Origin of the sequence: Allotamlana fucoidanivorans, from assembly GCF_006265225.1 — a bacterium.
Classification (GTDB): domain Bacteria; phylum Bacteroidota; class Bacteroidia; order Flavobacteriales; family Flavobacteriaceae; genus Allotamlana; species Allotamlana fucoidanivorans.
Genome location: NZ_VDCS01000006.1, coordinates 233,840 through 258,424, shown reverse-complemented (window position 1 = coordinate 258,424; position 24,585 = coordinate 233,840). Strand labels below are relative to the sequence as shown.

The window sequence follows — 24,585 nt, the reverse complement described above, 5'->3', positions numbered from 1 at the left end:
ATATCGGTTTCTCAAGTGGTAAAACCATTACTGCCATTTTTGCTAATCATGGTATTGGTACTCCTTTTAATAACCTATATCCCTGAAATTTCTATGTATTTACCAAATTTGTTTGGGCTTTAAGAGGGTAGGTTATTGGATAATTGAATTTAATTTATAGTTTTAATTTATGGTATTGGGATATTTGTAATATTACCATAAAAATTACTGCACATACTGGGTAAATATGGTTGAACATCATCATGGTTTTACGGAGGTATCAAATGAACGTTCTTCGGGTTAAAAATAATACTTAAAAACCCCAAGTAAAGCAGCTAGATGCTCTATAAGCAGTTAGTTGTGCTACTTTTTTTAATGGGAAAATAATATTTATTGATTAAAAAGAATATCTATTTCTCAATGAAATCTGTAATATGGGCCTATTTACCTCAAAGGTTACAGGCTAGTGTATCTTAAATACTTTGAATACCACAAAGCAAAAAAAACAATATAACAGTATAGTACAGGATAGAGAAGCAAATAGTGATTAGTAATATTGTTTAACATAATATTATGAATCTATAATTGAGGTGATTCATGATAAGAACTAACTAGTAAAACTTATATTATATGTTAAAACTAAAACTCAAAATGAAACAAAAATTTGAAAGTCGCTGTTTTGTTTCTTTATTGACATTAACTATGGTGTTAATCCTTTCCAGTTTTACAGCTCAAAATTTACAGGCTCAAAACAAGATTTCAGGAACTGTAAAAGATGCTACAGGAATGCCTTTACCCGGGGTTAATGTTATTCAAAAAGGGACCACTAACGGGACCGTTACCGACTTTGATGGAAACTACTCTTTATTATTAAAAGAAGGAAAACAGACCATGGTGTTTTCTTTTATTGGTTTTCAAACCAAAGAAATTGCTGTTGGGAGTAACTCAACACTTGATGTGCTTTTAGAGGAAGATGTAGAGAGTCTTGATGAAGTGGTAATTGTAGGGTATGGTACTCAGAAAAAAGAGAGTGTAGTAGGTGCAATTTCTCAGATTAAAGGTGAAGATCTGGTTGAACGTGTTGCAGGTATCACCAACGTTGAGGAAGCCTTACAAGGAAACTTGCCTGGTGTTACGGCTATTCAAGGTAGTGGTGTGCCCGGTAGAAACGATATGCAAATCTACATTCGTGGTCAGGCTTCTTGGAATGGATCAGGGCAACCTCTTATATTGGTTGATGGTGTTCAAAGATCTATTGATAATCTTGATTTTAATGATATTGAAAACATCTCTGTACTTAAAGATGCTTCTGCTACGGCGGTTTTTGGTGTACAAGGCGCTGATGGTGTAATATTAGTAACTACAAAAAGGGGGCAAAAGGGTAAGGCGCAGTTGTCATTGACGGCCAATACTACCTTAAAGACCATTTCTAAGTTACCAGAAAAATTAGATGCGTTTGATGCTATCATGCAGGCCAATTCATCTGTATTACGCGAACTTGCTCAAGATGAAGCGTCTTGGGATTTATTTCGTCCTTACGCTATAGCTGATAAATATCGAAATCCAGCAAATGAACAGGAACGTTTTATATACCCTAATGTTAATTGGCAGGATCAAATTACAAAAGATATGGCTTTTGATTATCGTGTTAATTTATCTGTGCGTGGAGGTGGTAATGATGCAAAGTATTTTGGTAGTTTAGCCTATCAAAAAGTATCTGATATTTTTGATGGAAAAAGATATAATAATGGTAAAGGTTATGAAAGTGAGTTTAGTTATGACAGATTTAACTTCCGTAGTAACATCGATTTCAATATCACAAAAACTACAGAACTATCTGTAAATCTTGGAGGCTTCTTGGGGATACAACAAACACCAGGTAGCTTAAACTTAGTAACAAATAGTATTTATGAGTTGGCGCCAAATGCGTATACGCCTTTATATCCAGATGGATTATTTGGTAGAGATGAGAGAGATATTTTTGCTAATACAAATCCCATTGTAACATTAACCAACACAGGTTATGATACAAATACTACCTTTCAGGTAAATACCGATTTTATTTTAAAACAAGATTTAGCGTTTATAACTAAAGGCTTGACATTTCAGGGCCGTTTTTCTTTAGATAACCAATCAACAAGTAGACAACGTTTACGTGATCCAGGTGCAGATGGTCAAGAAAACGTGGTATATCGTATTTATGATAGGGATTTTAATGAACTTTTTGATTCTCCAGATGGTGTTAATGATTTTAGTTTTGTGCCTTCACCATGGGATTTAGAAGCGGCAACTATATTCGAAGGTAATGAGGGGTCATCTAGTCAACGTATAGTGCGTAATCTACTGTATGACGCCTCAATAAATTATAGTGCTACTTTTAACGATAAGCATAGTGTAACAGGGTTAATCCTTGCAAGACGCCAACAACGGGCAACTGGTAGTCAATTCCCAATATATCGTGAAGATTGGGTGTCACGGGTTACTTATGATTATGATAAGCGTTACTTCCTTGATATTAGTGGGGCCTATAACGGGTCTGAAAAATTTGGTCCAGGCTTTCGTTTTGATTTGTTTCCGGCACTGGCAGCAGGTTGGACTGCTTCCAATGAAGCTTTCATGGAAAATGCCGACTGGTTAGATAAACTTAAGTTTAGAGGCTCTTATGGTAAAATTGGTAATGATAGAGGAGGGGCAAGATTTGAATATCAATCCTCATGGGAATCGGGAGGTGGAGCCTTTTTACAATCAGGGTCTGGTCAAGGGAATCAACGCTCACCTTATGTATTCTTTAAGGAAGGAAATGTAGGTAATCCTGATCTTCAGTGGGAAACAGCCTTAAAATATAATGTTGGGGTTGAGTTAGGTGTGTTTAAAAACCTTATTACTGCGGAGTTTGATTATTTTGGTGAAGATCGTACTAATATTTTTATTCCTAGTGACGATAGAGCTGTGCCAGATTGGTTCGGTGCTAAGCCACCAGCATTTAATGGCGGTGAAGTAGAAGTAAAAGGTTATGAAATTGTTTTAGGAGTGAATCATACCTTTAGTAGTGGATTAAATCTTTTTGGTAATTATAACTTTACCTATGCAAAAGATAAGGTAATTAAAAGAGAAGATCCAGAGTTGCGTCCGTTTTATCAAAAGCGAGAAGGGTATCCTATTGGTCAACCTAGATCTGCTATTCCAGGTAACATACTTACCAGTTGGGATGATGTTTACAGCTCAACACCACAAGTTAACGGGCAAGAATTTACACGATTAGGTTATTATAACTTACATGATTATGATGGTGATGGTGTATATAACAGTCAATTTGATAATGTACCATTTGGTTACCCAACGCGTCCGTTTAAAACTTGGGCTGCTACGGTGGGAGCAAAATATAAAGGATGGAGTTTGAGTGTGCAATTATATGGTACTCAAAATACAAACAGAAATTATACTAGTAGAACCTTTACCAATCAAACAGATACGTTTTTTGCGCATGAGTTAGATTATTGGACCAAATACAATCCAACAGCTACACGTACACAACCAGCTTTTTCTGTTAATCAGGGAGCTACAGATCCTAGAAGAAACTTTTTTGATGGTTCTTTAACAAGAGTACGAAGTGTAGCATTAGGGTATAGTGTACCTAAAGCTGCATGTGAAAAAATGGGAGTTAAAGGGTTACGATTTTTTGCTAATGGTAATAACTTGTTTTTATGGACAGATTTACCAGATGATAGAGAGTTTAACAGTAGTCAAACCCAAGATTCTAGCTTTAGAGGAGATTATCCAACGCTAATACGATTTAACTTCGGTTTTAATTTAGATTTTTAAAAAAAAGAAATATGAAAAATTTTAAAGTAAAAATAGTTTTATTTCTTGGGCTCATGTTATCAGCATTGGCTTGCGAGGAATACCTAGACGTAGCTCCAGAATCTGTGTTAACAGAAGAGGAAGTGTTTTCAAACTTTGATAATGCGCAAGGGTTTGTTGATGAAATGTATGCCTTGGTAGTTTCATATGGATTCTCTGGTCACTCCTTTATGGAATACCTAATGGGAGATGATGCCTATAACAGCGGTACACAATCTTTTAAATATAGTGTAAGATTAGATCGTGGAGAGTTAGAGAATTGGATTAATAATAAATACTGTTATTTAGGTAAAGATGATCATCGTGGCCAAGATGGTAGTACTAACGATGCGCAACCTAGACGTAGACCAAGAGTATGGCGCGCCAGTATGCAAGGTATACGAAAAGCTAATATTGTAATAAGGAATAGAGATTTAATGGTAGGTTTAACCGAAGATGAAAGAAATGTTATTCTGGGGCAAGCTTATTTTTTTAGAGCCTATTTTCATAATGAGATTATGAAATTTTGGGGGCGTTTCCCATACATCACCCGAGTATTTGATGGATCAGAAGTTATTGATGTTCAGCGCCCTGACACCTATGAGGAGTGTGCTTTAGCAGCTAACAAAGATTATGAGGAGGCCATTAAGAGATTGCCTGTAGATTGGGATAATGAATCTTATGGGAAAAAAACACTTGGAAATAATGCTGGCAGAATAACAAAAGGCACGGCATATGCCTTTAAAGGTAAAAACTTACTGTTTGCTGCTAGTCCGTTAATGCATTTTAACAACCAACCAGGTATTGATACTTATACTTATAATACAGAGTTAGCCGCCATGGCTGTTGATGCTTTTGCAGAAGTACTTAAATTAGATGGAAGTGTGTATAGTTTTGCACAAAATTTAGAAGATTACAAAACGGTATTTTGGAATGTGCCTAGAAACACGTGGCCAGGTTTAGAACCTGGTGCTAAAGAGTTAATTTTCGCGGCGCCTGCGGTATCACATACAGGTTCTACAATTAGTTTTATGAGTGATGGTGTACCAAGAGATCTTGCGCGTACTAGTACACAATGTACCAGTGCAACCCATAATTTTATATATCATAATTTTGGTATGGCCAATGGCTTATCTATTGAAGATGACATTAGTGAAAAGTATGGTCCAAAAACCTACGATGAAACTAACCCATTTGCAAACCGTGATCCACGTTTTTATGAATGGATTTTTGCTGATCGTGACGTGTTGGGAACAAGAGCAAGTATACCTGCGAAGCATAGAACAATAAGATTGTATGTTGAAGATCCAGATGATAATGGTAACCCAGGAGAGCATCGTAAGTCTAATGCTTCCCTAACTGGGTACATGCAAAAGAAATTTTATCCAGAAATTAATGGTGAATACCATTCTGGTGTAGGGAATAATATTATTAGAAGGTTTACAGGTATGCGCATACACGTGAGGCTAACCGATGTATATTTAATGTATGCTGAGGCACTTCATGTTTCTAAAGGAGCAAACACTGCGCCTGCTTCGTTTTCTATGACTGCAGAACAGGTGATTAACAAAATACGAACCAGAGCAGGACTTCCAAATATACACCCGGCCATTGTTGCAGACAACAATAAATTTATGGACGAGTTAAGACGCGAAAGATCAGTAGAGTTATCTTATGAAGGTCACAGATGGATGGATATACGTCGTTGGGGTGTGGCACATGAAGATAAATATAGAATTAAAACAGAATTGAGATTTGACAAAGCTTGGAGTTACTTTCAAGAAGCTGTGTTGGTAGATCGCGTTTGTGACTACCCAAAGCACTACTGGTTACCTTTTGAACAAAATCAAACACAATTTTATGAAGGCTTTGATCAAAATCCAGGTTGGTAATCCCAATATGAATTTGTTTTAACTAATACTTAAATTTAAAGAAATAAAAATGAAAATATATAAAATATATAAGTTGTATGCGCTTGTATGCATCGCTATGCTGTGTTTTTGTGAGGTGACTACCGCGCAATCAGATGGTGTTAAAGTGTCTGCAACCGTTGTTGATGAACAAGGAAATCCTTTAGAGGGGGTTTATATATATGGTCCCAAAGGTGTTAAATCATCAACCAATACCAACGGACTATTTGATATTACCTTACCCGATGATGAAACCGTTGTTATAGAGAAAAAAGGGTATGAATCCCAGCTTGTTAGTTTAACCAATTGGGCTGGTAACATTACCCTAAAGAAATCAGAATTTTTGGCATCAGAAGATGATGAGATAAACATGGGAGTGGGGGTTAAAAATAGACGGGATGTAGTAGGATCTATATCATCAACAAATACTAGAGACCGTTTAGTTTATGACAATACCCAGTTTGTTAGAGATTATATTAGTGGTTTAACTATGGGGGTGCGTGGCTCAGACAACATAAGAGGCCTTGATAATGCGTTATTTGTTATTGATGGTGTTTTTGGACGTGATCCCAATGTGTTAAACATGGAGGAAGTTGATCAAATTACCATATTAAGAGATGCTAATGCTGTGGCTTTATATGGTAGCCAAGGACGAAATGGTGTGATTGTAATTAATACCAAACGAGGTAAAATAAATAAAAGAGAAGTAAACGTGAATGTACGTTCTGGTATTAGAACACCTATATCACTACCTAATTATTTGGGGTCGGCAGATTATATGGAGTTATGGAATGAGGCTAGAATTAACGATGGTACTAGCCCTGATGATACTAGTTTATTCTCAATGGAAGATATTGCCAATACAAGAAACGGTATTAATCCAATAAAATACCCTGATGTTGATTTTTATGATCAGGTACAACCTTTTGTAAATACAACCAACGTAATTACAGAATTCACCGGCGGTAATGATAAGTCGCAATATTATGTTAATGTGGGCTGGCTTTACAATGAAGATTGGTTAAATATTAATGAAGATATTAATGCAGGATCTAACCGTTTTAATGTTAGAGGGAATATTGATTTTAAGGTAAACGATTGGATTACTAGTAGTATTGATGGTGTTGCCATTATAAGTACAGATAAAAGCGCTAGAGCAAACTTATTAAGTGCAGGTACCACATTTAAACCAAATGATTACGCACCATTATTACCACTAGAATATTTTGATACTGAGAATAATCCAGAACTGGCGGTTATTTTGGCTGGAGCTCGTTATTTTAATGGAGGTTTGTTAGGTTCTAACAGGCAAGTGCAAGAAAATGCGCCTGTAGCTAGAGCCATTGCAGGGGGATATCAAAATAATGTGTTCCGTGTAACGCAGTTCAACAACGCTATTAATTTTGATTTATCAGGAATAACGGAAGGCTTATCAGCCAAAACGTATTTGAGTTTTGACTTTTTTGATTCATACCAATTGTCTATTAGAAATGAGTACCGTGTGTATGAACCGTTCTGGAAAGATGATAAAATTGTAGGGTTTAGAGATATTGATAACCCAAATCTTGATGAATCAGACAATGCTATTTTTGGTAGAGATTTAAGAGATCTTACAGAAAATGTATCATCTAATGGCTTTGAATCGCGTTTAGGTATGTACGGATTGATTAATTATCAAAAAACCTTTGCCCAAAACCACTCCATTTATACTACCTTGTTAGGATACTATAATTCAGAGAAACGAGATGGTACACTTCAAACCGACAAAGATGCACACCTTGGCTTTCAGTTAACTTATGATTTCAAGAAAAAATTGTATGCAGACTTTTCAGGTGCCTATGCGCACTCTATCAAGTTACCTGAAGGTAATAGAGGTGGTTTTTCACCAACAGTTGGGGTAGCCTATATTTTAAGTGAAGAAGCATTTTTAAAAGAAAGCAATTTTATAAATTATTTAAAACTAAAAGCTTCAGGAGGAATTATAAAATCTGATCGTGGTATTGATGGGTATTATTTATATGAAGAAAATTATTCGTCAGGTTCTAGTTTTGCTTGGGCTGACGGCGTGCAGTCTAATAGAAAGCAAAATGTAACTCAAGGTGCTAATCCAGATTTAGGGTATGAAGAACGCATAGATTTCAATGCTGGATTTGAAACGTATTTAATGAATTCATTATGGTTAGAGGCTAATTATTTTAGAACAGAACTAGATAAACAATTAGTGTTTTTGGCCGATCAATATCCGTCATATTATAATACTTTTAGACCAAGAGATAATTTCAATGCCAATTTATATACTGGTTTTGAGTTAGGTATCAATTTTAACAAAACATTTAATGACTTTACATTTGGTATTGGAGCGAATGTGTTGTACAGTCAAGCAGAAGCTTCAAAACGATCTGAGACTAATGAGTTTGCCTACCAAAACAGGCAAGGAAAAGAATTGTCTACTATTTTTGGTTTTGAAGACCAAGGGTTCTATACAGAAGCTGATTTTGTTGATTTAGTAGATTATGAGTTAATTGCCGGTTTGCCAGAGCCGCAATTTGGTACAGTGAAACCAGGCGATATAAAGTATAAAAATCAAAATGGCGATGATAAAATTGATTTAGATGATCAAGTTGCAATTGGGCAAGGTAGTAGTCCATGGACATACGGGGTTAACCTAAATATTAAATATAAAGCCTTTAACTTATTTATACTTGGTACGGGACAAACTGGAGGCTTAGGAAATAAATTAAGTGATCGCTACAATGATTATTATAGCCCTAATGGGAATCAGAAATACTCTGAAGTAGTTTTAGGACGTTGGACTCCAGAAACAGATGACACAGCCACGTTTCCAAGGTTATCTGCTGCGCAAAACCAAAATAATTTTAGAAACTCTACATTCTGGTTGTTTGATACAAGTTTCTTTAGAATTAACAGGGCTCAGCTAACCTATGAATTTGCAGACAACTTATGTGACAGACTAGGAATGGAACACTTTAGCTTAAACTTACAAGGAACTAACCTTTTTGAAATAGCTAAAAATAAGGATATTCGTCAGTTAAATATCGGTACCAACCCACAGGCTAGAACCTATACCTTAGGGGTAAGATTATCATTTTAATAAAAATTTAAATAGATAGAATGAAAAATTTAATAAAATATATGTTTATAATGTCAGTATTTGCTGGCGTTGTTAGCTGTGAAGATTTCTTAGATCCTATTGATGAAAATAGATTGGACTTTGAGTTTGTTGGTGAAACACCAGCAGCAGCAGAAGGTGTGTTATTGCAGGGCTATTCACGTTTAATAGATCAGTTTACGTTTGATGAAGCGGCCACAGATGATGCGGTTAATAATCAATTAGATAATGATTTTAAGCGTATAGCTAAAGGAGAGTTAAGTGCTCAGTTTAACCCTACATCACGTTGGAGGAACTATGAAAGCGTTTTATGGGTAAACAAATTTTTACAAATTATTAACGCTGGTGAGATTGTATGGAATACAGATGAGGAGATTAATGAAATGTTTTATATGCGTATGAAAGGAGAGGCGTTGGCATTGAGAGCATTACATCACTTTTACATACTACAGGCGCATGCTGGTTATGGAACTTCTGGACAATTACTAGGCGTGCCTTATATAAAAGGATTCATTGAGTCTGATGGCGATTTTAATTTACCACGCTTATCTTTTGAAGATACGGTTGAAGCTATCATGGCAGATTTTGATGAGGCACTTACTTTATTACCAACAGTTTATTCAGATAATCAATCCGATGTAAATCCTATTTACGAAGATTATGATTTTAATAAATATAAAGTTGCCAATGGTAGTGCCATTAATTTACGTATTTCTGGTAAAATAGTAAGTGCTTTAAAAGCCCGTTTAGCGCTTTTTGCAGCAAGTCCGGCATTTTTAAATGATCAAGGGTATTATAATATGGCAGCAACCGATGCAAGTGAAGTATTAAATACTATTGGAGGAGTTTCAGGTTTAGTACCTAATGGTCTTGAGTTTTATTTAGATAGTGATGGTTATACTGGTGGCGAAATGATTTGGAGAGGCTCAGAGCAAAATCCAAATGCAACTATTGAAAAACGTGTGTTCCCACCTTCGGTAAATGGTAGTGGCGAAATTAATCCAACACAAAATTTGGTAGATGCTTTCCCAATGCAAAGTGGATTTCCTGCAACTGAAGCGAATGGATACAATCCGCAAGATCCGTATACAAATAGAGACCCAAGGTTAGCAAAGTTTGTTGTACTAAACGGTGATAATTTTGGAGGAGGAACAATTAATACCGGAGTTGGAGGCGGAATTGACAGACGAGATTCTATTCCTGAATTTTCTACAACAACAGGGTATTACCTCAAAAAATTACTTCGTCCAGATGTAAGATTAAATGATGATGGGTCTGAAACAACGCAAAGACACTACGATGTGTTTTTTCGATATACAGAATTATTTTTAATATTTGCCGAGGCAGCTAATGAAGTGGGTGGGCCAGACCAACAAATTAATGGTATGACCGCGCGTGAAGTGATTGGAGCAATAAGACAAAGAGCGGGACTTGCTCAACCAGATGCTTACTTAGCGTCTATTACTACAAAACAAGATATGCGAGAACTCATTAGAAACGAACGACGCTTGGAACTAAGTTTTGAAGGTCATAGATTCTGGGACTTAAGAAGATGGGGCTTGTCTTTGATTGAATCAGCTGAAGGTGTTAACATTAATGGAACAAATTATAGTTATGACCAAGTTGAAGAAAGAAAATATCCTGACTTTGCTACATATATGCCAATTCCAAATGATGAAACATTAAAGTTTCCAGCCCTTGAACAAAATTCAGGTTGGTAGGATTAGGATACTAATAAAGAATTAAAAAAAAATATTTAACATGAAAATAAAATTAGTTGTAATAATAGCCTTAGCCTTTGGTCTAATGGCTTGTGAGAATCAAGATACTGAAGTCGCTGATTTTGGTTCAACTTCAGTATATTTTCCATATCAAAGACCTGCAAGAACATTAATTCAAGGTAAGTATGATTTGGGTTTTAATGATAATGATAACCAAGGTAAGTTTGAAATAGGTGTTGTAATGTCTGGAGTTTTTGAAAATAATTCTGACCGAAAAGTATATTTTGAGTTGGCTCCAGAATTAATTGACGCCAATACCTTAGGAGTAGACTCGGTAACGGTTCAGATATTGCCAGCGTCATATTATACCATAGAAAAGCCTAGCCCTGTTATTATACCTGCAGGATCAATAAATGGTCGTATTCCTATTCAGTTAGAAGAAGCTTTCTTTGATGATCCGCTTGCTTATGCTACCAAGAATAATACGCATTATGTCATTCCTTTAAAAATTGTTGATTATGAGGGTCTAGATTCATTACTTACAGGAGTACCTATTGTGTCTAATCCAATAAAAATAAAGGATGAAGATTGGAATCCCGCACCTAAAGATTACACACTTTTTGGTATAAAATTCATGAACAAGTATCAAGGCAAATACTTACGCCGAGGGGAAGATGTTATGACAAACAATTCAGGAGAGGTGACTACCTCAACCTACAGATCAGAATTTGTTGTAGACGATGAGGTTACTGAATTAATGACCAGTGGAAGGTCAAATGTAAGATATGCAAACCGTGTGCGAAGAGGTGAGCTTTCAAGCCCAGGAGATGTAAATATTGAGTTGGTATTTAATAGTGACGAAACGTGTACTGTAAATAGTTTTGGAGACGATGCTTATAATGTTTCTGGTTCAGGACGATTTGTTGAAAATGGTGATGAATGGGGAGGAGAGAAGCGCGATGTAATATATCTAGATTATTCGTATACAGATGCTGTTAATAATGAAACACATGCTGTCAAGGATACATTAGTTATAAGAAACAGAGATGTTACATTTGAACAGTTTACTGTGGAGCTAAGGGAACTTCCTTAGTTTAGAACTTCCAAAAATTTATAGATTAAACAAAAGAAGCGAGGACATGTCCTCGCTTCTTTTGTTTGTTAAAAGGTTTTCGTATCATCTTTTATTCAGATTAATCAAGATTGAGCAGTACGGCACAGGATGGTTTTTGATTTGTATAACTTTAATTTGCGTAAAGTATTTACTAAAGTTTAGATTATTTAGAAATTTTTGAGTTAGTTAAAACTCTTCATCACACACGTTAATAGGTATTATGATGGGGAGTTTTTTAGTAAAAAAATACAATTAAAATTATGATAAAAATGAAACTATTAAAATCTATTGCATTATGTTTTCTTACTGTTTTCAATATGGGGAACATTTACTCTTGTAAAGAAAAGAATGATCCAGTTCCTTGGGTGAATTTAATTAATGAAGACAATCTGGATGGTTGGACCATTTTAGGCGGTAAAGCATCTTATGAAGTTGTTAACGGTGTTATTACAGGAACCACTGCCGCCGATACTCCTAATACATTTTTAACCACCAATAAACGTTACGATGATTTTATTCTTGAGATAGCCTTTAAAGTAGACCCTGTGATGAATTCGGGTATTCAAATAAGAAGTAATAGCTTGCCATATTATCAAAATGGAAGAGTGCATGGGTATCAAATTGAAATAGATCCTTCAAAACGTGCCTGGAGCGGTGGTATTTATGATGAAGGCAGACGCAAATGGTTAAATCCTTTAGAAAACAACACTAGTGCACAGGCTGCATTTAAACAAAATGAATGGAATCACTATCGTGTTGAGGCTATTGGTGATACTATTAAAACTTGGATAAATAATGTGCCAGCAGCTTATTTGATTGATGATAAAACAGCAAGTGGATTTATAGGCTTACAAGTGCATTCCATTGGCAAAAATAAAGAAAGACTTGGTAAAACAGTGATGTGGAAAGAGGCTAAAATCTTAACAGAAAATGTATCAAAATATTCTAGAAAATCACCGTTAGAACCTGTGGTAACTAAAAACAAGTTAACTTTTCAAGAAAAAAAGGAGGGTTGGCAAATGCTTTGGGATGGTAAAACAACCAGTGGGTGGCGTGGTGCTAAATTAGACAAGTTCCCAGAGGAAGGTTGGTCCATTATAAATGGAGAGCTAATCGTAGCAGAAACTGGTGGCGCAGAATCAACAGCTGGCGGAGATATTGTAACAACGCAAGAATATAGTAATTTTGAACTACAAGTTGATTTTAAGCTAACACCAGGAGCAAATAGTGGTATAAAATATTATGTAGACACAGAACTTAATAAGGGGCCTGGGTCTTCAATTGGCTTAGAGTATCAAATTTTGGATGATGACTTGCATGAAGATGCTAAATTAGGATCTCACGAAGGGAGCAGAACTGTATGTTCACTATATGATTTGATAAAGGCCGATCCAAGTAAACCTGTAAATCCTGTTGGTGAGTGGAATACGGCTTATATAAAGTCTATCAATAATCATGTTGAACACTGGATAAATGGAGTTAAGGTTTTAGAATATGAAAGAGGAAGTGAAGCATTTTTAACATTAGTTTCAGAAAGTAAGTATGCAAAATGGCCTAAATTTGGAGTTTTAGAAAAAGGCCAAATTTTATTGCAGGATCACGGTGATCAAGTGTTTTTCAGAAATATAAAAATTCGTGTTCCAAAAAATAAAAAGAAATAAAGATGGCAAATAAAAGAAGAGATTTTTTAAAGAAAACTACGCTGGCTACTGCAGGAATCACTTTAAGTAGTGGAATCAACGCTATGTCTGCACAAAGTTATAATAATATCATAGGAGCAAATGATAGAATTAATGTAGCTATTCAAGGCTTAGGACGACGATACGGTGCATTTATCAATGGTATAGTTGCAAAAGACAATAACGCGCGTTTGTTGTATTTGTGTGATGTGATGCAAAGTCAAATGCATAAAGCAGCCGAAAAAGTTGGAAAAAAAATAAGCTATAAGCCAAAACTTGAAGAGGATATCAAAAAGATTCTGGATGATAAGAATGTTGATGCTGTTTTTATGGCTACTCCAGATCACTGGCACACCCCTGGGGCCATTATGGCCATGCAAGCAGGAAAGCATGTGTATTTAGAAAAACCATGCAGTCACAACGCCTGGGAAAACCAATTGGTGGTTACAGCGCAAAAGAAGTACAATAAAGTGGTTCAAATGGGTAACCAACAACGCTCCTCACCGCAAAGTATTAAAATCATCAAAGATATTCATGACGGTATACTTGGTGATGCATATAAAGCCATTGGGTTTTACGCGAATGGCAGGCCAAAGGTTCCAAATCCAGTGAAGGCTGACCCACCGCAAGGTTTAAACTGGGACTTATTCCAAGGGCCGTCACCAAGAAAAGACTATACTCATGATACATGGAATTATAACTGGCACTGGTATGGTTGGGATTTTGGTACTGCAGAAATGGGGAATAATGCTACACATGAATTAGATATTGCACGCTGGGCATTAGATGTAAATTATCCTAAATATGTAGATGTTTTAGCCGGAAAGAATCATTTTAAAGATGATGGTTGGGAAATGTATGACGACATGTTGGCCACCTATACATTTGGTAATGGTAAAATCATTCAATGGGATGGAGTAAGCAGAAATGCTTACAAAAAATATGGAAGAGGAAGAGGAACGCTAATAATGGGAACAGAAGGTTCTGTAATGATTGATCGTGACGGCTTTGAGCGTTTTGATAGAAAAGGAAAACTTGTTGAGGAGATGAAGTCGGGTAAAGCAGAAGGCGGTGTAGCCTTAGGCGGTGGCGGTGATTTGTCAACACGTCATACGGTGAACTTCTTGAACGGAATTAGAGGTAAAGAAGAATTGACTTCTCCAATTGAAATTGGAGCAAAATCACAAATGCTTACACATTATGCAAATATTGCGTATAGAATAGATAAAGGATTTGACGTAGATGAGAATTCAGGTACAATATTTGATAGAGAAGCTATGGCACTATGGAAAAGAACATACGAACCTGGTTGGGAACCTAAATTATAAAAATTGAAAAGACGCGTATTTATTAAAAAAACAGGAATGGCCTCTGCGGCGTTAGCAAGTTCATCATTGCTATACGGAAATGTATTATCTAAATTCAATAGTAGTAACACCTTAAATATTGGTGTTATTGGTACCGGTGATAGAGGAGGAGGATTAACGTCCATAATTAATTCAATTGACAATATTAATGTTATTGCCTCTTGTGATATTTTGCCTTTTCGGTTGGAGCAGGGGTTGGCAAAAGCCAAAACAACTCCAGTTGGTTACAATGATTACAGAAAGTTATTAGATAATAAGGATATTGACGCTGTTATAATAGCTACGCCATTTAGTACCCACTCCAAAATAGCCATTGATGCATTAGATGCTGGGAAACATGTATATTGTGAAAAAACCTTAGCTAAAGGCTACGATGGGATTAATAATTTGTTGAATAAGGCAAATGCATCTTCGCAAATAGTTCAAACTGGACATCAATACCACAGCTCAAGATTGTATACACATGTAGTTGAGTTAATTAAACAAGGCAAAGTAGGTAAGATTAGTGCCTTTGAATGTCAATGGAACAGACATGGTAATTGGAGAAGACCTGTGCCTCAACCTGAATATGAACGTGCCGTAAATTGGAGAATGTATCGGGAGTTCTCAGGAGGATTAACGGCTGAATTATGTTCACATCAAATTGACTTTACCAATTGGGTACTTGATGAAGTGCCTGAAAAAGTAATGGGCGTTGGCGGAGTTGACTATTGGAAAGACGGCAGAGAAACATTTGATAATGTACATCTTACTTACCGCTATGCCAGTGGTGTTACAGCTAAATTTACCTGTTTAACTAGTAATGCAAAAGACGGTTATGAAATTAAGGTAATTGGAGATAAAGGAACCATCATTATTGATACAAAGAACGCCTGGTTTTTTCCTGAAGGAGAAAAACGTGAGGTAATGGGTGATGTTGATGGTGTAAGTGGAGCTACTGCGCAATACAATCCAAAAAAAGGATATCCAATTAACGTTGAGCATCTTAATCCAAGTAAACAAGCTTTGTTAGATTTCAGACAGGCCATTGTAGATAACAAACAACCCTTGTCAAACGTAATATCGGGAGCAAAAGCGGCCTTTTGCGTACAAATGGGAATTGACGCCATGGTCAATAATGAAATTGTAAAATGGAATCAAACCATTTAATGTGGTACTTTATAGTTAAAAAATAGCATGTTTTTCTTTTGGTTAAAACCTTTCTGTTGTATTGCAGTTAACAGGTTGTTGTTTAGTCAAAAAACTATCGCTAGTCAATAATGATTATTTATATTCCAAAGCAGCTAATTATGTTAGCTGCTTTTTTTAGTGTTACGGGACAGAGCAGGATACAATTTAGAGTATTAAATTTTATTTTTAACCACTATGGAGGTGTGACAAATATTTTCTTAACTAAAAAATATAAAATCAAAAACTAAAATGCTTAAAAACAGTTTTTTATTAGTGCTATTAACTGCTGTATACAGTTTGAATGTTATTCAGGCGCAGCAAGGAAGTAATTCAGAAAAACCCAATATCATTTTTATTTTAACTGATGATCAACGGTTTGATGCCATAGGTTATGCGGGAAATAAATTTGTACAAACTCCAGAGATGGATAATTTGGCCAATGCAGGAACCTATTTCCATAATGCTATTGTAACAACGCCAATTTGTGCGGCAAGTAGAGCCTCATTGTGGACAGGTTTACATGAACGCGCTCATAATTTTAATTTTCAAACGGGTAATGTTCGCGAGGAATATATGGCACAATCTTATCCAACCTTACTTAAAAACAACGGATACTATACAGGTTTTTTTGGAAAATACGGTGTAAGATATGACGGTTTAGATAAGCAATTTGATGAATACGAAGATTACGATAGAAACAACCGATACAAAGACAGAAGAGGATATTATTACAAAACAATTGATAATGATACAGTTCATTTAACACGTTATACAGGACAAAAAGCACTTGATTTTATTGATAAAAATGCAACCAATGATAAACCTTTTTGTTTGTCGCTTAGCTTTAGTGCACCGCATGCCCACGATAGTGCCGTTGAGCAATACTTCTGGCAAGAAGAAATGAATAGCATGCTTGAGGATGAAACCATTCCTGAACCTAAATTGGCCGACGAAAAATACTTTTTGGCGCAACCAAAGGCAGTACGAGATGGGTTTAATAGATTACGCTGGACATGGCGTTATGATACACCTGAGAAATACCAACATAGTTTAAAGGGCTATTTCAGAATGATTGCTGGTGTTGATAAAGAAATCACAAAAATACGTGAGAAATTAAAAGAAAAAGGATTAGATAAAAATACAGTTATTATTCTTATGGGTGATAATGGGTATTTTTTAGGAGAGCGTCAAATGGCTGGCAAATGGTTAATGTATGACAACTCTATTCGTGTACCATTAATTGTTTTTGATCCAAGAGTAAACAAGCATCAAGATTTTACAGATATGGTACTTAATATTGATGTACCTTATACTATTGCTGATATAGCAGGCGTAAAAGCTCCACAGTCTTGGCAGGGTAAAAGTTTACTGCCAATTACAAAGCAAGAAACCAATTCTATAGATAGAGATACTATTTTGATAGAACACCTTTGGGATTTTAAAAATATTCCGCCAAGTGAAGGGGTGCGTACAGAAGAATGGAAGTATTTTAGGTATGTGAATGATAAAACCATCGAAGAGCTTTACAACCTTAAGAAAGATCCGTTAGAGGTTAAGAATTTAATAGGAAAGAAAAAGTACAAAGTTATAGCTGATAATCTTCGTGCTAAACTTGAAGAATTAATAAAGAAAAATAGTAACGAATTTAGAGCGGCACCAACCGATTTAACGGTTGAACTTATAAGAGAACCAGGTGAAGATGTTGAGATTTTTGATTTAAAGCCTGAATTTGGTTGGACGGTGCCATTAGGCTCTAAATATCAAGGTGCTTATCAAATTTTAGTCGCTTCAAACAAAAAGAGCATCGATAATAATAATGGTGATATTTGGGATAGCGGAAGAGTGGCCTCAACACAATCTACAAATGTAGAGTATGAAGGCGCTCCATTAGAAATTGGAAAAACATATTTTTGGAAGGTTCGAATTTGGGAAGAAGAAAACAGACTTGTTGATTATGCTGAAGCACAACAATTCACAACAGGAAAGAGTGATTCATATATTATTTCTACTGAGAATAAATTTGAAACATCTAAAATAAAACCTCAAAAATTTGAGAAACGCGATGCCGTGTATTTCATGGATTTTGGTAAGGCAGCCTTTGCTACCATGGAGTTTACTTATAACGCGAAAACACCACATACGCTTACTGTAAGAGTTGGTGAAATGATTGATGATCAGGGCAATGTGAATAGAACACCTCCGGCAAAAAGCAATATTCGGTATCAAGAAATTAAGGTTGATGTAAAACCAGGCCAAACAACATATCAGATTAAAGTTCATGAAGACGAGCGAAATACAAGAGCTAACAAAGCTGTGCCATTGCCAAAAGGTTTTCCTCCGCTTGTTCCTTTCAGATATGCTGAGTTGGAGGGCGCTCAAGAAACACTTGCTGCTGATGATTTTACACAATTGGCTTTCCATACCTATTGGGATGAAAATGCAAGTAGTTTTAAAAGTAACAATGATATTTTGAACCAAGTTTGGGATTTATCCAAATACTCAATAAAAGCGACAACGTTTAACGGATTGTACGTTGATGGTGACAGAGAGCGTATTCCTTATGAGGCAGACGCTTATTTAAATCAATTGAGTCATTATACCGCTGATAGAGAGTATGCTATGGCCAGACGCACCATTGAATACTTCATGAAAAACCCTACGTGGCCAACAGAGTGGCAACAGCATGTGCCTTTGTTAATTTATGCAGATTACATGTATACTGGTAACACTGAATTGGTAGAGCGTTATTATGAGTCATTAAAGCATAAATCGCTATATGAATTATCAAATGAAGACGGTTTGATTACCTCTACAAAAGTAGACGCTGCATTTATGAAAAAACTTGGTTTTCCTGAAGGCTATAAAAAACCATTAACAGATATTGTGGATTGGCCAGGTGCAAATTTTGCAGGTAGTAAAACCAAAGGAGAACGTGACGGATTCGTCTTTAAGCCATACAGTACCGTAATTAATGCCTTCTTTTACGAGAATATGAAAATTATGGCAGAGTTTGCAAAAATTTTAGGAAAGACGGAAGAAGCATTAGATTTTGAATATAGAGCTATTAAAGCAAAAAAGGCAGTTAATGAACAAATGTTTGATAAAGAAAGAGGTGTTTATGTAGATGGTATAGGTACAGATCATGCATCTTTACATGCCAATATGATGCCATTAGCCTTTGGATTAGTGCCTCAAGAGCATTATCAATCTGTTGTAGATTATGTGAAATCAAGAGGAATGGCCTGTAGTGTTTATGGCGCCCAGTTTTTAATAGACGGTCTTTATAATGCAGGAGAGGCTGACTATGCTTTAGAGTTATTAGCGAGCAAAGCAAAAAGAAGTTGGTATAATATGATTAGAGTAGGGTCAACAATTACTTTAGAGGCTTGGGATTACGATTATAAAGTAAATTTAGATTGGAATCACGCTTGGGGAGCTGTGCCAGCAAATGCAATACCAAGAGGACTATGGGGAATTAAACCTAAAACTCCCGGATTTGGTATTGCTACTATAAAGCCTCAAATGAGTAAGTTAAAATCGAGTGAAATTGAAGTGCCTACCGTAAGAGGTCCAATTAAAGCTTCATATCAACATAATGGTCCTAGGCTTCAAACCTATCAAATTGAAATACCAGGAAACATGATGGCAGAGTTTAGCTTGAATGGCTTAGATGGTAAAGACCTTATTCATAATGGAGAAAAGGTGCCGTCTGCATTTGAATCTATAAGACTCGCTCCAGGAAAACATATCATACAGTTGAAGATTAATTCTTTTTAGACTAAAAAAAAGCCATGTTAATGACTATTATTAATATGGCTTTTTTCTTTTATATTAGATGGTAAGAATATAAATCTCTAAAGTTATAGCCCACGTTTAAAAGGCTTTTCTGTTTTAGAGTGAATGTGCCTATTCAATATATTCAACCAAAAACAAACAGAGGCATAAAAAACAGTGCTTAGTTACCGCACAGTGCAGGACAGGTATCAGGACTTCTTAATGTATCTTTAGCAATTCATAGAAGAGTTTTTAACGCTATTGAATAAAGCATGAAACTAATTAATTGGGGTATTATTGGCTGTGGTGATGTTGCCGAAGTAAAAAGTGGTCCGGCATTTCAAAAAGTAGAAAATTCTGCTTTGACCGCCGTAATGAGACGAAATGAAGAAAAAGTAAAAGATTTTGCCAAACGGCATAAAGTACCAAATTATACTACAAGTGCTTCTGAATTAATTAATGATAAAAAGGTGAATGCCGTTTATATTGCAACACCACCTTCTTCACATTTAAATTATGCGAAACAGGCTATTAAAGCTGGAAAGAACATATATTTAGAAAAACCCATGGTGCTTAATAGTAAGGAAGCTGACGACCTTTTAGATGCATTGAACCGTAGTAATGTAAAAGTTACCGTGGCTCATTATCGTAGAAATTTACCTTTATTCATTAAGGTCAAAGAGTTGTTAGATGCTAATGTAATCGGTAAAGTATTTTCAGCAGAAATTGATATTGCACAATCTCAAGACGCCAATATAATTGCCAAAACAGATGAAAATTGGAGATTAAATCCTGAAGTTTCAGGAGGAGGGTACTTTCATGATATTGCACCGCACCAAATAGATTTAATGTGTTATTATTTTGGTGAAGTTGCCAAAGTTAAAAAAGGAAACATGTTAGGTAACGCAGCTTCAAAAGATTTGGTTAAGGGTGAATTGGAATTTAAAAATGGTGTTGACTTTAAAGGAAGTTGGAATTTTAATGCTCCAGAAGATAATGACAAATGTATCATTAAAGGAGAAAAAGGTACCATTACGTTTTCATTTTACAATGAAGAGATAAGGGTTGAAACTACAGCGAAAAGTGAATTTTTTAAGTTTGAAAATCCAAGGCATGTACAGCAGCCTATGATAGAGGAAGTGGTGGGGTATTTTTTGGGAAAAAATCAAAACCCATGTTCTGTTGAAGAGGCCACAGTGGTAACTAAAATTATGGATATCTTTTGTGGAACAAACTAAACCTATGAAGAATAATTTTATAATATTAAGAAGTATTGTATTCTGCATGACATTACTGAATATATCTTATTCTTTTGCTCAAAATCCTATTGTTTCAAATGTAGGGTTAAATGATCCGCACATTCACATTTTTAATGATACCGCTTACGTTTATGCTTCGCATGATAAATCTATCAATAATGGCAAGTTTATTATGGAAGATTGGTGGGTGTGGTCGTCGCCAGATTTGGTGAATTGGACTAAGCGTTCTGTCTTAAATCCTAAAGACACCTATATCGGTAAAGAATTTTCAAGATGTTGGGCTACCGATGCGGCCTATAGAAATGGTAAATACTATTGGTACTTTTCTGAAGGTAATGAACAAGCAGGAGTTGTAGCTGGTGATACACCTGTTGGTCCCTGGACAAATGTGTTAAACCAACCGCTATTAAGTGCTGATTTAACACCAACCCATGAATATGACATGGCCGTTTTTGAAGATAATGGAGAACATTACATTATTTTTGGTGTTTGGGATTACTACATTGCCAAACTAAATTATGATATGGTAAGTTTGGCTGAAAAACCCAAAAAAATCATCATCAATAACCCGCACGGGCCATATAACTTAGATGGCGAAAACAAAGAAAAACCAACAGATGATAAGCCTTTTGTGCACAAATATAAGGGGAAGTATTACCTGTCTTGGGGGTGTTTTTATGCCATTTCTAACAACCTTTATGGGCCATATGATTACAAAGATTCTGTGATAAAAGCAGAGAGTTTTGCCGAAGGTTTCGATGCTCCAACTTGGCCAACAGGCTTTATGCAAGGACGACATGGTTCATTTTTTGAATGGCATAACCAGTGGTATTACATCTACTGTGATATTAGTCAAACAGGTAACAGGTATTTTAGAGATAGTTTTATAAGCTATGTGCATTATAAGGAAAACGGAGAAATGGCAACCCTAAAAGTTGATGGCATTGGTGTTGGTAATTATCAAGCAAAACAAGGTAAAATAGAAGCAGAAAATTACTTTAGAGCAGAGGGAATAACTAAGCAAGAATATATATCGGGGTTTGTGATTAAAACAACTGCAAAAAAGAGCTATTTAAATTTTCCCAATGTTAAAGGATTAAATGGGAAATCTAAAATAGAGTTTCAAGTTTATGCGCCTCAAGGCGGAGCATTTTCTTTTGATATAAAAAAAGATAGCTTGAACGGAAATCAAATTGGAACTCAGAAGGTTTCGTTAAAGCCAACAAAACAGATACAAACCATAACAATAAATCTATCATCTATTAATAGTACAGAAAATCTCTATATATTGTTAGAGGAATTCAGTGAAAATCAGCTGTTAATTGATAGTTTTTCATTTTTAAACTAAATTCAAAAGACATCAAATGAAGAAATTATGTTTTTTAGCCCTTGTGGTAGTCGGGTTACTTTTTAATGCATGTGGCAGCAAAGAGGCTTCGTTAAAAGATTATAAAGACGCCTCGTTATCCATTGAAGAACGCGTAGAGGCTTTATTGCCATTACTTTCGTTAGAAGAAAAAGTGGCGCAAATGCGAATTTTCCACGCCAATATTGGAGTAAAACACGATGAAAACGGAAAATTAAAACTTTCCGAAAAGGTTATTAAAAAGTTAAAATTGGGCATTGCGGGTATAAAAAATCCAGGAGAGCACGTTGATGCGATTACGGCTGCAAAATTGAACAATGAACTTCAAAAATATATTATTGAACATAACCGTTGGGGTATTCCTGCGTTATTTGTCACAGAGTCGTACAATGGTGTTGACGCAACAGGTTGTACAAAATTTGGTCGCCCTATGACCTCGGCAGCATCATTTAACCCAGAATTGGTGCAAAGACAATGGGATGTTGTTGGCCGTGAAGCACGCTTACGCGGTATGCATATGTGCCATTCACCGGAAGCTGATTTAGTGCGGGACCCGCGTTTTGGACGTATGAGCGAGGCCTTTGGTGAAGACACCTATTTAACCACACAAATGGTTAAAAATGCTGTTATTGGTGTGCAAGGTAATTACGAAGGGTTAGGTAATGGTACGCATATTGGTGCAGTGACAAAACATTTTGCAGCTTACGGACAAGTGTTAGGTGGCTCTAACTTTGCAGCTATCGAAATTTCTCCAAGAACATTAATAGATGAAATATACCCACCTTTTGAAGCCGCGGTTAAGGAAGCTAAAACTTTAGGTATAATGGCATCGCATGGTGATATAAATGGCGTGGCATCACATGGTAATCCAGAGTTGCTCACCGGTGTTTTAAGAGACCAATGGGGGTTTGAAGGATATGTGGTTTCTGATTCTAACGATATTGCCCGTTTGCATTATTTTATGAATGTAGCCGAAACTCCTGAGGATGCCGCACAAATGGGATTGGAGGCAGGAATAGATATCGATTTATATGCGGAGGATTCTTATGCCTATCTTCCGGAAATGGTAAAGAAAAATCCAGAACTTGAAAAACTAATTGATAGATCCGTAAGACGTGTTTTAAGAACAAAATTTATTTTAGGACTTTTTGATAATCCTTATATTAATATAGAAGATGTAGAGAAAGGAAACAGAGCAGAATCGTCTTTAGAATTAGCGAAAGAATCAGATTTAGAGTCTATTATTCTTCTAAAAAACGAAGCTAACACGTTGCCACTTGATGCTAAAAAAACCACTAAAATTGCACTTTTAGGTCCTCTTGTAACAGAGAATACTAAAGCTATGTTTGAATCTGTAGCAGGCGACAATATTAAATTTGTAGCAGAAAAAGGGTTTCATTTAACAGATGAAACAGGTGGTGAACCAAAATTGTTGCCAAGAGATGGAAGAGCCTTAGATAAATTGGTATCCATTGCTAGAAGCTCTAATGTTGTAGTTTTATTTATGGGAGGTGATGAGTTTACATCAAAAGAGGCTTTCTTTACCCATGCCTTAGGTGATAGAGCAACCATAGATCCTGTAGGGCCACAAGACGAATTGATTGAGCGTATAAAAGCTTTAGGTAGGCCAGTTATTGTGGTATTAAAGCATAGAAGAACGCTTTCTATTAATGCCATTGCGGAACATGCTGATGCTATTCTAGATACTTGGGATTTAAGTGAGTTTGGAGACGAATCTACCGCAAGAATTATTTTTGGTGAGGTGTCGCCATCGGGGAAATCACCTGTAACAATTCCAAGGTCTATTGGGCAAATTCCATTTCATTATAGTATGAAGGAAATCAATTATAAGAAGGAATATTTATTCTTAGGAAAGGGACCATTATTTCCATTTGGTCATGGTTTGAACTATGGCGATTTTGAATATTCAGACATTTCAATTTCTAAGGGAGAAATTACACCAGATACAGAACTGGAGGTAAGTGTGAAGGTTACTAATAACGGTAGTATGAAAGCCAAAGAAGTGGTTCAAATGTATATTAAAGACGAAATAGGGTCTGTTACTAGACCAGATAAAGAGCTCAAAGGATTCCAAAAGATAGAATTTGATGCAGGAGAAAGTAAAACGGTTTCATTTAAAATTACACCTCAAATGCTCGAGTTCACCCGTCTGGATATGCAAAAAGGACTAGAAGCTGGAGATTACACCGTTATGCTTGGTACTTCTTCAAAGGACTATTTAGAAACTAAATTTAAACTTGTAAAATAAAAACATC

Annotated in this window: 12 protein-coding genes; all 12 read left to right on the top strand. The window is 35.9% G+C overall.

Annotated features, from left to right (window positions below):
- Positions 1-630 precede the first annotated feature (630 nt).
- The 12 genes from FGF67_RS07660 to FGF67_RS07605 all read left to right on the top strand — a co-directional run bounded on the left by FGF67_RS07660 (position 631) and on the right by FGF67_RS07605 (position 24,578).
- Entirely contained in the window at positions 631-3,801 is a 3,171-nt protein-coding gene (locus tag FGF67_RS07660) for a SusC/RagA family TonB-linked outer membrane protein (RefSeq protein WP_158293199.1), read from the top strand.
- A gap of 11 nt (positions 3,802-3,812) precedes the next feature.
- On the top strand, positions 3,813-5,711 hold the full coding sequence (locus tag FGF67_RS07655) for a RagB/SusD family nutrient uptake outer membrane protein (RefSeq protein ID WP_139696380.1): 1,899 nt from the start codon (positions 3,813-3,815) through the stop codon (positions 5,709-5,711).
- A gap of 49 nt (positions 5,712-5,760) precedes the next feature.
- Complete coding sequence (locus FGF67_RS07650; protein ID WP_139696378.1) at positions 5,761-8,841, top strand: SusC/RagA family TonB-linked outer membrane protein; 3,081 nt, start codon at positions 5,761-5,763, stop codon at positions 8,839-8,841.
- Positions 8,842-8,861: 20 nt separating this feature from the next.
- Complete coding sequence (locus FGF67_RS07645) at positions 8,862-10,580, top strand: RagB/SusD family nutrient uptake outer membrane protein (protein WP_139696376.1); 1,719 nt, start codon at positions 8,862-8,864, stop codon at positions 10,578-10,580.
- A gap of 40 nt (positions 10,581-10,620) precedes the next feature.
- Complete coding sequence (locus FGF67_RS07640) at positions 10,621-11,673, top strand: DUF5627 domain-containing protein (RefSeq protein ID WP_139696374.1); 1,053 nt, start codon at positions 10,621-10,623, stop codon at positions 11,671-11,673.
- A gap of 290 nt (positions 11,674-11,963) precedes the next feature.
- A complete protein-coding gene (locus FGF67_RS07635; RefSeq protein ID WP_139696372.1) occupies positions 11,964-13,355 on the top strand; it encodes a 3-keto-disaccharide hydrolase in 1,392 nt (463 codons plus the stop codon).
- 2 nt (positions 13,356-13,357) lie between these two features.
- Positions 13,358-14,701, top strand: a complete 1,344-nt coding sequence (locus tag FGF67_RS07630) for a Gfo/Idh/MocA family protein (protein WP_139696370.1) — start codon at positions 13,358-13,360, stop codon at positions 14,699-14,701.
- 3 nt (positions 14,702-14,704) lie between these two features.
- Positions 14,705-15,889 (top strand): Gfo/Idh/MocA family protein, encoded by a 1,185-nt coding sequence (locus FGF67_RS07625; RefSeq protein WP_139696368.1) that lies wholly within the window; start codon positions 14,705-14,707, stop codon positions 15,887-15,889.
- A gap of 270 nt (positions 15,890-16,159) precedes the next feature.
- On the top strand, positions 16,160-19,687 hold the full coding sequence (locus FGF67_RS07620; protein WP_139696366.1) for a family 78 glycoside hydrolase catalytic domain: 3,528 nt from the start codon (positions 16,160-16,162) through the stop codon (positions 19,685-19,687).
- 269 nt (positions 19,688-19,956) lie between these two features.
- Positions 19,957-20,922: a Gfo/Idh/MocA family protein gene (locus tag FGF67_RS07615; protein WP_139696363.1), complete on the top strand. Its 966-nt coding sequence runs from the start codon at positions 19,957-19,959 to the stop codon at positions 20,920-20,922.
- Between the two features lie 4 nt (positions 20,923-20,926).
- A complete protein-coding gene (locus tag FGF67_RS07610; RefSeq protein ID WP_139696361.1) occupies positions 20,927-22,291 on the top strand; it encodes a family 43 glycosylhydrolase in 1,365 nt (454 codons plus the stop codon).
- Between the two features lie 16 nt (positions 22,292-22,307).
- Positions 22,308-24,578: a glycoside hydrolase family 3 N-terminal domain-containing protein gene (locus FGF67_RS07605; protein ID WP_139696360.1), complete on the top strand. Its 2,271-nt coding sequence runs from the start codon at positions 22,308-22,310 to the stop codon at positions 24,576-24,578.
- The last annotated feature ends 7 nt before the right edge of the window (positions 24,579-24,585 follow it).

What these genes read in the sequence shown, in the direction of transcription:
- FGF67_RS07660 (WP_158293199.1), top strand. Translation starts at nt 631, where the DNA reads ATGAAACAAAAATTTGAAAGTCGCTGTTTTGTTTCTTTATTGACATTA.
- FGF67_RS07655 (WP_139696380.1), top strand. Translation starts at nt 3,813, where the DNA reads ATGAAAAATTTTAAAGTAAAAATAGTTTTATTTCTTGGGCTCATGTTA.
- FGF67_RS07650 (WP_139696378.1), top strand. Translation starts at nt 5,761, where the DNA reads ATGAAAATATATAAAATATATAAGTTGTATGCGCTTGTATGCATCGCT.
- FGF67_RS07645 (WP_139696376.1), top strand. Translation starts at nt 8,862, where the DNA reads ATGAAAAATTTAATAAAATATATGTTTATAATGTCAGTATTTGCTGGC.
- FGF67_RS07640 (WP_139696374.1), top strand. Translation starts at nt 10,621, where the DNA reads ATGAAAATAAAATTAGTTGTAATAATAGCCTTAGCCTTTGGTCTAATG.
- FGF67_RS07635 (WP_139696372.1), top strand. Translation starts at nt 11,964, where the DNA reads ATGAAACTATTAAAATCTATTGCATTATGTTTTCTTACTGTTTTCAAT.
- FGF67_RS07630 (WP_139696370.1), top strand. Translation starts at nt 13,358, where the DNA reads ATGGCAAATAAAAGAAGAGATTTTTTAAAGAAAACTACGCTGGCTACT.
- FGF67_RS07620 (WP_139696366.1), top strand. Translation starts at nt 16,160, where the DNA reads ATGCTTAAAAACAGTTTTTTATTAGTGCTATTAACTGCTGTATACAGT.
- FGF67_RS07615 (WP_139696363.1), top strand. Translation starts at nt 19,957, where the DNA reads ATGAAACTAATTAATTGGGGTATTATTGGCTGTGGTGATGTTGCCGAA.
- FGF67_RS07610 (WP_139696361.1), top strand. Translation starts at nt 20,927, where the DNA reads ATGAAGAATAATTTTATAATATTAAGAAGTATTGTATTCTGCATGACA.
- FGF67_RS07605 (WP_139696360.1), top strand. Translation starts at nt 22,308, where the DNA reads ATGAAGAAATTATGTTTTTTAGCCCTTGTGGTAGTCGGGTTACTTTTT.